The sequence below is a fragment of the Wenyingzhuangia aestuarii genome (genome assembly GCF_011927765.1).
Lineage (GTDB): Bacteria > Bacteroidota > Bacteroidia > Flavobacteriales > Flavobacteriaceae > Wenyingzhuangia > Wenyingzhuangia aestuarii.
The window spans coordinates 17,706-30,862 of the sequence record NZ_JAATJG010000003.1 but is presented as its reverse complement, the minus strand read 5'-3'; the positions used below and the strand labels follow the sequence as shown (position 1 = coordinate 30,862).

The window sequence follows — 13,157 nt, the reverse complement described above, 5'->3', positions numbered from 1 at the left end:
AGTAGCGTTTTTTTTTAGGATGTTTTTTGGTGTTAAACATCTAACAGTCCGTTTGTTTTTTTAACTGCATCTGCAGAAGCAGCAAACTTAGTAGCCTCAGCTTCATTTAATTCAATAGCTACAATTTTTTCAATTCCATTAGCTCCTAATATACAAGGAACACCAATACATATGTCCGATTGTCCGTATTCTCCTTCTAGGTAGGCAGAACATGGGAATATTTTTTTAGAGTCTGTAGCAATTGCTTGTACCATGGCAGATACGGCAGCACCTGGAGCATACCAAGCAGAAGTACCTAACATTTTAGTTAAAGTAGCTCCACCAACCATAGTAGCTTGTGCAACTTCTTCTAAACGGTCTTCAGAAATAAACTGTGTAACAGGAATAGAGTTACGAGTAGCATATCTAGTTAAAGGAATCATTCCAGTGTCTGAATGACCACCAATTACCATTCCGTCAATATCAGATAACGGAGCATCTAACGCTTCTGCCAAGCGATATTTAAAACGTCCAGAATCTAAAGCTCCTCCCATACCAATAATTTTGTTTTTAGGTAAGCCAGTAGATTTGTACGCTAAATAAGTCATGGTATCCATAGGGTTAGATACTACAATAATAATAACGTTAGGAGAGTGTTTAATTAAGTTTTCAGAAACTTCTTTTACAATTCCTGCATTAATACCAATTAATTCTTCACGAGTCATTCCTGGTTTTCTTGGAATTCCTGAAGTAATTACGGCAACATCAGATCCAGCAGATTTAGAATAATCGTTTGTAGATCCTGTAATTTTTGTATCAAAACCATTTAAAGAAGCTGTTTGCATTAAATCCATAGCTTTACCTTCGGCAAAGTTTTCTTTAATGTCTACAATTACTACTTCGGAAGCAAAGTTTTTAATGGCTATATATTCTGCGCATGATGCTCCAACGGCACCTGCTCCAACTACGGTTACTTTCATTTTATTGAGTTTTATAGATGATTATTTTTTACGTATTAAATGTAATTATTTGTCTCGATTCAAAATATGATTTAGGTCATTAAAAAGGATTAAAAATAATTTTGAATAGAAAATTTAAGTAAAAGAAGATTATTTAGTTTCTATATTTTTAATTCGCTCTTTTATCCTTTTTTGGAATTCTGGAATTTCATTTTGCATCATGGTTTGCATCAGTTCCTTTGATATTACAGGAGTTAGTTCTATTAACTTTTTACCAGTTTTTCCTTTGTAAAATTTTATCAAGTTGTTAATGTCTTTGTTGCTAAAATGTTTAGCGTAAATAGTTACCATAGGACCATTTACCATTTCTTTAGTAAAAGATTTTACTTCTTCAAAAAGAATTGTATTTATCTTTTCCAATTTTTGTTTTTGTTCTTCGGTTTTTAAGGATGCTTTTATTTGTTGTTGCATCATGGGTACCATTTGATCCATCACTTGACTAATCATTTTATCTGCTTGCATTTCTTTAATTAGTTCTTGTACTTTTTCTTTTGATGTTTGTGCGTTTAAAGAAATTGTAAAAACGAATAACAGTCCAAAAATTTTTTTCATCATATTTTTTAGTTTGATAATTCCTCTAAAAATAGGGAATAAAAATCAAAAAAGCCTATTGCGATAATTAGCAATAGGCTTTATGTGTGTAAAATATTAAAGATTATCTAAAACTAAAGGAAACACCTGCGTTAATAGAGTTGTATTCTTGTAAGGTGTAACTTCCATATATTTTAAAGAAAGCTAAGTTTAAGCTCATACCTGCAGTGGTCATAAAGCTATTGATGTCGTTCTTTAATTTTGGTAAATCTGCTTCATCAATAGTTCTTGTTTGTTTTCCTGGTAATCCATCAATTTCGTATTCAAAACTATAATCTCCTGTAACATTTAAAGAAGATTGTCCTTTAGAGTATCCTAGCCCAACAAAAAAGTTTACAATTTTTAAATCTACAGATCCTAACAATTGTCCTGTAAATGTTTTTACTTCCATATCAATACTTTGATCGTCTCCAGGAATATAAGTAGATGATAATTTAGTATATCCTCCAAATAAAGAGATGTCAACCAAAGGAATACGCTTAGCAATAGGAAAATATTGTAAAATATTGTGTTTCACTCCAAAACCTATTAAGTCAGATTTAAATTTATCACTTCCTACTTCGGGTACAAACCTAACTGTAACATCTGTTTTAAAAGGTAATCCTATTCCTGCTTGAATCATAGCAGCGGGAACTTGGCTAAATCCAATATCGTCAGTTAAACCATTCAAGGCGTTAAATTTAAATTTTCTAGTTTCTTTGACTCCTAAAAATTCTCCTTCTCCTTCGTATTCTAAAACTGAATTTGTTGTTCCTCCAAAAGAGGTTGGTAGTGATACAGTGGCATTCGGATCAGAACTAAGCTTATCAGTTCCTGTACCTTGGATGTATAAGTTTTCATAATCACTGTTTTTAAATGTAAAGTTTTTACCGCTGCTAGGAACAGAAGATAGCGTTGCGTTTAAAGTAATGTCAAAACCAAGTACTCTGTGTGGCTTTGCTGTTCTGTACCAACCGCTATTAAGGTTGTACATAGTTCCTTTAAATGCAGGTTCTAAATAAGATTGAAGCATGGTTCCTGCATCTTTTCCTAGAACTAAAAACTCTTCAATTTCTTGTGCTTTGGCAGTAAACAAACCTGCTGTTAAAGCCGTTAGTAAGATTATTTTTTTCATAAGTGTAGTTGTTTTACGTTACCTACGAAGGTACAAAAATAGGAACAAACGCATTTTAAAGAATTTGTTAATAAAAAAAAGGAAATGAATTTAAATTCATCTCCTTTGGGATTTGTTTTGTGTGAGCTTTTAATTAAGCATCAATATTTGCATATTTTGCATTTTTCTCAATAAATTCTCTACGTGGTGGAACCTCATCTCCCATTAACATAGAGAATACTCTGTCGGCTTCTATTTCGCTATCAATAACTACTTTACGTAAAGTTCTAAACTCAGGATTCATGGTGGTGTCCCATAATTGCTCTGCGTTCATCTCTCCTAAACCTTTATAACGTTGAATACTTGCAGATCCACCAAATTTTAAGTTGATCATATCACGTTGATCATCTGACCAAGCATATTCTTTTTTAGCTCCTTTTTTAACTAAATATAAAGGTGGTGTAGCAATATAAATATATCCTTGCTCTACCATTTCTCTCATATATCTAAAAAAGAATGTTAATATTAAGGTAGCAATGTGAGAACCATCCACATCGGCATCACACATAATTACTACTTTATGGTAACGTACTTTAGATAAGTTTAAGGCTTTGCTATCTTCTTCAGTACCAATGGTAACACCTAAAGCAGTAAACATGTTCTTGATTTCTTCATTTTCAAAAACTCTGTGACTCATCGCTTTTTCTACGTTTAAGATTTTTCCTCTTAAAGGTAAAATAGCTTGGAATTCACGGTCACGACCTTGTTTAGCCGTTCCCCCTGCAGAATCTCCCTCAACTAAGAAAATTTCACATTTTTCTGGATCTGTTTCAGAACAGTCAGATAGTTTACCAGGTAAACCACCAATAGACATTACCGTTTTACGTTGCACCATTTCACGAGCTTTGGTTGCTGCATGACGTGCTTGTGCTGCTAAAATTACTTTTTGAACAATAATTTTAGCATCTTCTGGATGCTCTTCTAAATAATCCGTTAACATTTCTGATACGGCTTGACTTACAGCTGCAGAAACTTCACGGTTTCCTAATTTTGTTTTGGTCTGTCCTTCAAACTGTGGTTCTTGAACTTTTACCGATACAATAGCAGTTAATCCTTCACGGAAGTCATCTCCGGCAATATCAAATTTTAATTTTGATAACATTCCAGAAGCATCAGCATACTTTTTTAAAGTAGAAGTTAATCCTCTACGGAAACCAGATAAATGCGTACCTCCTTCGTGTGTGTTAATGTTGTTTACATAAGAATGTAGGTTTTCTGCATAAGAAGTGTTGTAAACCATGGCGACCTCTACAGGGATTCCATTTTTTTCACCTTCCATAGCAATTACTCCAGCAGTTAATTGCTCACGAGTACCGTCTAAGTATTTTACAAATTCAGATAAACCTTCTGTACTTGTAAAAGTTTCGGTAATATTATTTCCTTCGTCGTCTTTATGTCTTTTGTCTGTTAAATGAATTACGATTCCTTTATTTAAGAATGATAATTCACGTAAACGAGCAGCTAACGTATCGTAGTTGTATTCTGTGGTTTGTTGAAAAATACTTTTATCTGGTGTAAAAGTAACTTCTGTTCCTCTTTTATCAGTATCTCCAATAAGTCTTACAGGATAAGAAGCTTTACCTCTAGAATATTCTTGTTCGTAAATTTGTCCGTTTCTAAAAACAGTTGCTTTTAAATGGTCAGACAATGCGTTTACACAAGATACCCCCACACCGTGTAATCCTCCAGATACTTTATAAGAATCTTTATCAAATTTACCTCCGGCACCAATTTTAGTCATTACTACTTCTAAAGCAGAAACACCTTCTTTTTTGTGCATATCAACCGGAATACCACGTCCATCATCACGAACGGTAATAGAGTTGTCTTCGTTAATGTAAACATCAATATTATTACAGTGACCCGCTAAGGCCTCATCAATAGAGTTGTCAATAACTTCATAAACTAAGTGGTGTAAACCTCTTACACCTACATCTCCAATATACATGGAAGGTCGCATTCTAACATGTTCCATTCCCTCTAGGGCCTGAATACTGTCTGCAGAATACTGTTGCTTGTCTTCTATATTACTCATTATATATATGTGTTATTGTTTTAGATTTTTGAATCCTATCAAATATAATAAATAAGATGTGTTTAAAAAGGAGTAGTGCTAAAAATCCGTTAAGTGCTTAAAAACTAAAAAGTCCTTAAATAGCCTTTAAATGGCTTTATTTAGGGTTTTTGAATTTGGATGTTAAATTTTTTTGCTTCGTTTTTAAAAAATTGATTTATGAGCTTTTTTAGAATTCTAAAAACGTCAAATCTGCTTTTTTTGAATCACTTTTTTGATGAGTTTTTGATTTGCTAGAATCTTGTTTTTGGAAAGCTTTAAAAAAGCATATATTTTTAAATAAATTCAAGAGTCAAAACTATGATAATAATCATCTAATAAGGCATGTTTACTGACTATTTGACTTAAAAATACACTTATATCGTTTTCGAAAATAATGGATTTTTGATAGTTTAAAATTAGGTTCTAGCGTAAATTTATATAGAAACTAAAAACAACTATATAATGTCAGATTCAAGATCAGATTCAATCAGAAAATATTCCAGTATTCAGCACATGGTTAGTTATCAAGGAAGAATTATTAATTTCTTGATAAGTATTATTTTAGCGTTTGGAGGAACTTATATGTTACAATCTCCAGCTTTAGATACTCCTCAGATCTATGTGTTGTTTTTATTAATATTATCCGTGTGTTTATGGGTAACAGAAGCTATTCCCCCCTTTACGGTAGGGTTGCTAATTTTTGGGTTTCTGGTTTTTGCCCTCGGAAAACATTATCACGATATAGATCCTACTACTTCTAATAAAATAGTTCAGAAATATGTACAAACATGGTCAAACTCAGTAATATGGCTAATGTTAGGTGGTTTCTTTATGGCGGAAGCAATGCAGAAAGTAGGGTTAGATAAAACCATATTTAAACTAACCATTAAAAGATTTGGAACAAAACCAAGGTATGTGTTGTTAGGTATTATGTTGGTTACCGCTGTGTTTTCTATGATTATGAGTAATACTGCAACTACAGCTATGATGATTGCTGCCGTGTTACCGTTTTTAAAAACATTGCCAAAAGATGCTAAAATTACCAAAGCTTTATTAATTGGTATTCCTGCTGCGGCTTCTTTAGGAGGGATGGGAACTATTATTGGTTCACCACCAAACGCAGTTGCTGTAGATGGATTGTTACAAAACGGAATTAAATTTGGATTCTTAGAATGGATGATGATTGGGTTTCCGGTAGCGATTATTTTGGTATTGATTTTCTGGTTTATTATGATTAGTAAATTTATACCTAAAGTATCTACCATCGATTTAGGATTTTTAAGTGAAGGAGAGCCAGAAGAAGGTTCTACAGAAAAAATATTTATGATGAAAAAGAAATTTGTCTTAGGTGTTTTGGTGTTGACTATGTTGTTGTGGTTAACAGGTAAAGTTCATGGTATATCTGCTTCTACAGTCTCTATGTTGCCTATTATGTTGTTGACGATGTTTCGAATTGTAAATTCAGAAGATGTAAGAAAACTACCTTGGGATACTTTAATGTTGGTTGCAGGAGGTTTGTCTTTAGGACTAGCAATTAAAGAAACGGGGTTAGCTGCTTACTATGTAGGATTGTTAAATGAATATAGCTTAAACGGATATGTTATGATTGGAGTGTTTGCTTTAATCACTGTGGTTTTATCAAATTTTATGAGTAATACAGCAACTACTACTATTTTAATTCCAATTGCAATTATTTTAGCAACAGATAATCCAATTATTTTGCCTTTGGTTATTGGGTTTAGTGCATCAACAGCATTGTTCTTTCCAATTTCTACACCACCAAATGCTATTTCTTTTAGTACAGGTCTCATAGAGCAAAAAGATTTTAGATTTGGAGGATTGATTGCTGGTTTACTTGGGCCAATTATAGTGGTGCTAGTGGTGTTAGGTTTTCAATGGGCAGGGTTAATTTAATAAGTTCAATTTAGAAAAATGAAAAATATTAAGGAAATAGTCCTCGTGTTAATGTTGCTAAGTGTTGGGCTTAAAGCTCAGGACAAACCAAAAGTAAATTGGTCTATAACAACTCAACTTTGGGCAAGATATTCTGATTTAAATGAGGGGACTACTATTAATGGTGAAAAAACAGATAGTTATACCGATGTGTCAATCCGTAGGTTAAGAATTCCTGTTTCATCTCAAATTACTCCTAAAATATATACATATGCAATGTTTGGAGGAAATAATTTTAATCATAAGTCTCAAAATTTTCCTTTGCAAGTGTTAGACTTGTATGCGGAGTATTCTTTCTCTAAAGAGTTAGAGGTTGGATTGGGAAAGTCTGGGTGGCAAGGTTTGGATAGATGGAATGTGCGTTCTTCAAAATCATTAATGGGCTTAGATTCTCCATTGTTTTCTTTAAATACAGTGAATAAAGATGATGATTTAGGTCGTAATTTAAGTGTTTGGTTTAAGGGACAGGTAGCTAAGTTTGATTATAGATTGGTAGTTTCAAACCCAATAACAGTAACCAAAGCTCTTACAGTTGGAAAGGTAGATTTTGCAAATAATAGACCAAGAAAAAGAGTTTCTACTTATGTAAAATATCAATTTTTTGAAGAGGAATCTAACAAATCATCTTACCAAACAGGAACCTATATTAACAAAAAGAAGGTGTTTAATATTGGTATAGGAGGACAGTTTCAAGAAAAAGCTTTTGCCGATGGAGATGTTGTATCAGCTGCTACTAATTTGTATGATATGAAAAATTGGGCTGTGGATTCTTTCTTGAGTTTACCTTTAGAGGTTAATCATGGAATTACTGCTTATTTAGGTTGTTACAATCTAGATTTTGGTAAAAACTACATAAGATCTGTAGATGCAAATGGTTCTGTATTTGATAGCAGTTCAGGAACTACCTATAATGGAGATGGTAACGGATTTCCTATGATAGGAACAGGAACTACATGGTACACCCAATTTGGGTATGCGTTTCCTGTAAATAAGCAAGTTATTACTCAGCCAAATATTGCGGTTCAATATTCAAATTTTGATGCTTTAGAGCAAGCAATGGTGTTGTATGACTTTACAGTAAACTTCTTTTTAAACGGAAAGGGGCATGGAAATAAATTGAGTTTAGGATACCAATATAGACCTGTTTTTGATGTTGCAAGTCTAAAAGAAATAGATAGAAAAGGGATGGCAGTATTGCAATACCAGATAAGTATAAAATAATAGTTGTTTTTTTATTAGTTGTTCGTGAAAACAGTCAGATTTTTAAAGGGAATTTGACTGTTTTTTTTGTGGAATTAATCTAGTCTAAAGATTAGACTTTCAAAGCTTTTAACTCCGCTAAAACTTTTGTATTTTCGCAGGCTTGAAGTCTGACTTAAAAAACAAAAGAAATGAGTAAAATAATGCCTGTAGACATCTTGTCTAGCATCAAAGGAGCAAAGTCTTCTGAGGCGGTGGATAAGTTGTTTGATGTAATCAAAAATGCTGAAATCAATCAAAATTCATCAAATCAAAATGCAAAAAATGCAGTGTCTATAGGCGATTTGCGTGCAGATGTTGTTGAAAATAGTTCAGAAATCACCAAACAAATCATTAAAGAAAACTTTCCAAAAGAGAAAGATGGGTATTTAGTGGTGTCTAAAGTAATTGAAGGTTAGATGGAGTCTCAAATTCAAAAAATACACAATCAGTTAGTCGCTAAAGAGTTTACTTGTACAGAATTGGTAACTCAAAAATTAGCCTTGCTAAAAGAAAATAAATTCAATTCAGTAAACACTGTTTTAGATCATTTGGCCTTAGAAGCTGCTGCAAAAGTAGATGCTAAAATTGCCAATGGAGAAGAAATAGGTTTGTTAGAAGGAATTCCGTTTGGAATTAAAGATGTATACATGGTACAAGGAACCTATACATCTGCAAGTTCAGATTTATTAAAAAAATACAAATCAGCCTACACAGCAACCGCTATTCAAAAGTTGTTAGATGCGGGTGCCATTCCAATGGCTAAAGAAAATTGTGATAGTTTTGGTCACGGTTCTTCTTCTGAAAACACAGTATTTGGAAGTGTTAAAAATGCAGTAGATACTAGTTTAGTAGCGGGTGGTTCTTCAGGAGGATCGGCTGTAAATGTAGCTGCAGGTTATACCGTTTTTTCTATTGGAGGAGATACAGGAGGTTCTATCCGTCAGCCAGCAGGATACAATAAAATTTATGGATTAAAACCAACTTACGGACGAGTTTCTCGTTACGGATTGATGGCTTATGCATCCTCTACAGATACCGTAGGGCCTTTGGCAAAATCTATAGAAGATGTTGCTATTGTGATGAATGTCATCAGTGGAAAAGATGCAAAAGATCAAACTTCTGTAGTTTCTGAAAAGATTAGTGCTGAGGTGGTTGCTTCTAAACCCGAAGGAATTAAAGTAGGTTACTTTAAAAACTTTATAGAGAATGATGCAATTGATCCTACTATTAAAGCTGATTTTTTAGCTACGATAGAAAAAATTAAAACAGCAGGGTACCAAGTTCAAGAATTAGACTTTTTTGATGCGGATACTTTAGTTTCTACCTACTACACCTTAGCCATGGCAGAAACAGCCTCTAACTTATCTAGGTTAGATGGTACTAACTACGGAGACCGTATTGAGGGTAAAAACTTGAAAGAAACTTATATGGTAACTCGTTCTGAAAACTTTACGGAGGAAACAAAACGAAGAATTGTAGGAGGAAACCAAGTATTGTCTCAAGGATTTTCAGATGCAATTTATTTAAAAGGTCAAGAATTAAGAAAAGAAATAGAAGCAGCTTTTGAAGCTGATTTTAATAAAGTAGATATTATTTTATCACCTGTAACTCCAGGACCTGTTCCTAAAATAGGAGAAGTATTAAGCAATCCACATGCTATGTATTTGTCGGATGCTTATACCGTAGGGTTCAGTTTAGGACAATTACCAACGTTAACATGTCCGTTTGGAACCGAAACTGGAATTCAAGTAACAGGAGCTAAAAACAAAGAACAAACTATTTTACAGTTTGCAAACTTCTTAAACCAAGTGCAGTAATGGAATTAGATAGATTAAATACGCTACTAGAAGAAAACAACATAGAGTTGGTAGCTGGAATTGAAACGCACGTACGTTTAAACACAAAATCTAAATTGTTTTGTGGATGTGCTAACGAAGAAAGTGAGCAAGCAAACACAAATATTTGTCCGGTATGTACAGGTCAGATGGGAGTTTTACCAGCCATTAATAAAGAAGCTATTACCAAAGCTATTTATTTTGGTAAGGCCGTAAACTCTACTTTTTCTAACGAAGTAATATCTTGGGATCGTAAACATTACGAATATCCAGATAACCCTAAAAATATTCAGATTACACAGTTTCACAACCCTATCATTCCTGATGGAGAAGTGGCTTGTTATCGTAATGATGGTTCTCAGTTTACAGTACAGATAGAGCAAGTACATGTAGAAGAAGATGCGGCTAAATTAGTGCACGAGAAAACCATTTCTTTGGTAGATTTTAACAAAGCGGGGGTTCCGTTAATTGAAATTGTAACCAAACCATGTATTCGTAATATAGAAGATGCATCTACTTATGCACAATACATTCAACGTATTGTGCAAAACTTAGGGATTTCTGAAGCCAACTTAGACAAAGGTCAGTTTAAGTCAGATGTTTCGGTGTCTTTACGTATCAAAGGAACAGATGTTTTAAACCCTCGTACCGAGATTAAAAACTTGAATTCATTCAAGTTTATGGTTGAGGCTTTAAAAGAAGAAATAGAAAAACAATTAAATTACTTTTTAGAACATAAAGAATTTAGACCCGATCAAACTACGGTTTTGTGGGATGAAGCATTAAAGCAAACTAAGGTAATGCGTAAGAAAGAATACGATGCAGATTATCGTTATATTTCTGAGCCAGATTTACCTTTTGTGGCTATTAAAAATGTGGTTGATGGAATTACTGTAGATCCTAAAGTATTGCCATATTTTGTGGAATCTAAGTTGATTGAAGGAAAAGTATTGCCTCAAGATGCTAAGTTTTTTACAGCAGATGCTTTGCGTTCTAAAACGGTAATGAGTTTAATTGATGCTGTTGGTGATGTAGCGTTTGTAGCCAAAACATTAACCAATAATTTAAAGGCAGAAGATTATGATAAGATAAAAAATATAGATGATTTAATCTCTATTTTTAAATCTTTTAAAAACGGAGAAGTTACTGTTGTATTGGTTCAAAAAGCAATTGAATCTCTATTAGCAGATGCTAGTTTTGATTATAAAAAATACTTTGCTGATAACACTATTTCTACTGAGCAAATTCAAGAAGCAGTAAATGCTGCTATTGCTGAAAACGAAGCAATTGCCAATGATATTAAAGGTGGTAACAAAGGAAAATCAGGAGTTTTAGTAGGAAAAGTAATTGGTAAAATAGGAAAAGGAGCTCCAGGAAATGTAGTTCGTGAAATGATTTTGGAAACCCTGTCGGGTAGTACAAAGTCTCAAGTACAAAGCACAAAGATTAGTGAAACTACAGAAGAACTTAATACTAAGGACTCAGTACTAAGTACTAACGAAGTGTTACCTGAAATTCCTTTAATTATTAAAGAAGAATACAGAACACATGTCATCACTCAAATTTCTGAAGAAACAATTGATGAAACTGTAACTTTAGCAGGTTGGGTAAGTTCCGTTAGAGATCATGGAGAGTTGATGTTTATTGATTTGCGTGATTCTTCTTATGAGGTTATCCAGGTTCGTTTAAGTAGAGAATCATTCCCTAACTTAGATGAATTGGTGAAATTAAAACCAGAATCTGTCATTACAGTTTCAGGTAAAATAGTACAACGTAGCGAAAGTGATTACAACGCTGGATTAAGAACAGGAAAAGTTGAATTAGAAGCTACAGATTTAGATATTTTAAACTTATCTAGAACTTTACCTTTTGAAATTAAAAAGGCAATGCGTTCTAACGAAGCTGTTCGTTTTGAATATAAGTTTTTAGATCATAGAAATCAAGAAGTTCGTAAAGCAGTAGTCAATCGTCATAGAGTAATTAAGTTGTTACGTGACATGTTAGACGAACAAGAGTTTTTAGAAATAGAAACTCCTATTTTAACTGCGGGAACAGATGAAGGTGCAAGAGAATTTATTGTACCCACTCGTAAGCAACCAGGTTCTTTTTATACCTTGCCACAAGCACCACAGCAGTTCAAACAAATGTTGATGGTTGGTGGTTTTGAAAAGTATTTCCAAATAGCTCGTTGTTTCCGTGATGAAGATTCTCGTGGAGATCGTCAACCAGAATTTACACAGTTAGATATAGAAATGGCTTATGCATCTATGCAACAAATCATAGATTTGAATACAGAGATGTTTAATACCATTGTAAAGAAAATATATGGTAACAAATGGATTTTACGTCCATTTGAAGTAATTACCTACAAAGATGCCATGGATAAATATGGTTGTGATAGACCAGATTTACGTTTTGGATTGCAAATGCAAGACATTACAGATATTGTAAAAGATACCACATTCCAAGTGTTCTCTAAACCTATTGATGAAGGTGGAATTGTAAAGTGTATTAAAGTTTCTGCAGAAGAACAAGGAGGAAAACGAATGTCTAAAGGACAAATAGAAAAGTTAACTTCTATTGCACAGCAACATGGCTTAGGAGGATTGGCTTATATTATTGTAAATGAAAATGATTTACAGTCTCCAATTATTAAGTTTTTAGGAGAAGAGATTGCTAAAAATATCATACTAAAGTGTGATGCGCAAGTTGGAGATATCGTTTATTTTTCGGCAGCGGATTATGCTACTGCTAACAAAGCTTTAGATGCAGTTCGTCAAGAATTAGGAGCTATGTTAAAATTAATTAATCCTAAAGAATTAAGACCTGCTTGGGTAGTAGATTTCCCAATGTTTGAAAAAACAGAAGAAGGTAGGTGGACTTTTACACACAATCCATTCTCTATGCCTGCTCTTTATGATTTAGATAAACATATGAAGGGTAAAGAAGATGAAATTGGTAATATTATTGCACAACAATACGATTTAATTTTAAACGGTTATGAGATAGGAGGAGGATCTGTTCGTGCTCACAAACCTGAAATTTTAGAAGCAACCTATAAAAACATGGGTTACAATAAAGAAGAAATGTTAAAGAGTGTTGGCACGATGTATGAGGCTTTTCATTACGGAGCACCACCACACGGAGGTATTGCATGGGGAGTAGATAGATTAATGATGATTTTAGAGAAAAAAGCATCTATTAGAGAAGTAATGGCTTTTCCTAAAACAGGAAGCTCTGAAGATTTGTTATTTGGTTCTCCATCTCCATTATCAACTAAAAAAGTTGAAGAAATGAATGTTAGAGTGATTATGAAGAAATAAATTTTA

Annotated in this window: 9 protein-coding genes; 5 read left to right on the top strand and 4 right to left on the bottom strand. The window is 33.3% G+C overall.

Annotation, left to right across the window (positions count from 1 at the left end):
* Nucleotides 1–32: 32 nt before the first annotated feature.
* The 4 genes from mdh to gyrB form a co-directional block, all read right to left on the bottom strand.
* Nucleotides 33–959, bottom strand: coding sequence for a malate dehydrogenase (gene mdh / locus GGR97_RS03595; protein WP_167897069.1), 927 nt, complete (start codon nt 957–959; stop codon nt 33–35).
* 129 nt (nt 960–1,088) lie between these two features.
* Nucleotides 1,089–1,553 (bottom strand): DUF2059 domain-containing protein, encoded by a 465-nt coding sequence (locus GGR97_RS03590; RefSeq protein WP_167897068.1) that lies wholly within the window; start codon nt 1,551–1,553, stop codon nt 1,089–1,091.
* A gap of 100 nt (nt 1,554–1,653) precedes the next feature.
* Nucleotides 1,654–2,703, bottom strand: a complete 1,050-nt coding sequence (locus GGR97_RS03585) for a DUF6588 family protein (RefSeq protein ID WP_167897067.1) — start codon at nt 2,701–2,703, stop codon at nt 1,654–1,656.
* 133 nt (nt 2,704–2,836) lie between these two features.
* Nucleotides 2,837–4,777, bottom strand: coding sequence for a DNA topoisomerase (ATP-hydrolyzing) subunit B (gyrB, locus tag GGR97_RS03580; protein ID WP_167897066.1), 1,941 nt, complete (start codon nt 4,775–4,777; stop codon nt 2,837–2,839).
* 483 nt (nt 4,778–5,260) lie between these two features.
* Here gyrB and GGR97_RS03575 point away from each other — a divergent pair, with 483 nt between their 5' ends.
* The 5 genes from GGR97_RS03575 to gatB/aspS all read left to right on the top strand — a co-directional run bounded on the left by GGR97_RS03575 (nt 5,261) and on the right by gatB/aspS (nt 13,151).
* Nucleotides 5,261–6,712: an SLC13 family permease gene (locus tag GGR97_RS03575; RefSeq protein WP_167897065.1), complete on the top strand. Its 1,452-nt coding sequence runs from the start codon at nt 5,261–5,263 to the stop codon at nt 6,710–6,712.
* A gap of 18 nt (nt 6,713–6,730) precedes the next feature.
* On the top strand, nt 6,731–7,972 hold the full coding sequence (locus tag GGR97_RS03570) for a porin (RefSeq protein WP_167897064.1): 1,242 nt from the start codon (nt 6,731–6,733) through the stop codon (nt 7,970–7,972).
* 170 nt (nt 7,973–8,142) lie between these two features.
* Complete coding sequence (locus GGR97_RS03565) at nt 8,143–8,409, top strand: hypothetical protein (protein WP_167897063.1); 267 nt, start codon at nt 8,143–8,145, stop codon at nt 8,407–8,409.
* Nucleotides 8,410–9,810, top strand: a complete 1,401-nt coding sequence (locus GGR97_RS03560) for an amidase (RefSeq protein WP_167897062.1) — start codon at nt 8,410–8,412, stop codon at nt 9,808–9,810.
* A complete protein-coding gene (gatB/aspS, locus tag GGR97_RS03555) occupies nt 9,810–13,151 on the top strand; it encodes a bifunctional amidotransferase subunit GatB/aspartate--tRNA ligase AspS (protein WP_167897061.1) in 3,342 nt (1,113 codons plus the stop codon). Before GGR97_RS03560 ends, gatB/aspS begins: the two co-directional genes overlap by 1 nt.
* Nucleotides 13,152–13,157: the final 6 nt, after the last annotated feature.

Bases quoted from the DNA above. Each gene is read 5' to 3' on its own strand.
- mdh (WP_167897069.1), bottom strand. From the start codon at position 959: ATGAAAGTAACCGTAGTTGGAGCAGGTGCCGTTGGAGCATCATGCGCA.
- GGR97_RS03590 (WP_167897068.1), bottom strand. From the start codon at position 1,553: ATGATGAAAAAAATTTTTGGACTGTTATTCGTTTTTACAATTTCTTTA.
- GGR97_RS03585 (WP_167897067.1), bottom strand. From the start codon at position 2,703: ATGAAAAAAATAATCTTACTAACGGCTTTAACAGCAGGTTTGTTTACT.
- gyrB (WP_167897066.1), bottom strand. From the start codon at position 4,777: ATGAGTAATATAGAAGACAAGCAACAGTATTCTGCAGACAGTATTCAG.
- GGR97_RS03575 (WP_167897065.1), top strand. From the start codon at position 5,261: ATGTCAGATTCAAGATCAGATTCAATCAGAAAATATTCCAGTATTCAG.
- GGR97_RS03570 (WP_167897064.1), top strand. From the start codon at position 6,731: ATGAAAAATATTAAGGAAATAGTCCTCGTGTTAATGTTGCTAAGTGTT.
- GGR97_RS03565 (WP_167897063.1), top strand. From the start codon at position 8,143: ATGAGTAAAATAATGCCTGTAGACATCTTGTCTAGCATCAAAGGAGCA.
- GGR97_RS03560 (WP_167897062.1), top strand. From the start codon at position 8,410: ATGGAGTCTCAAATTCAAAAAATACACAATCAGTTAGTCGCTAAAGAG.
- gatB/aspS (WP_167897061.1), top strand. From the start codon at position 9,810: ATGGAATTAGATAGATTAAATACGCTACTAGAAGAAAACAACATAGAG.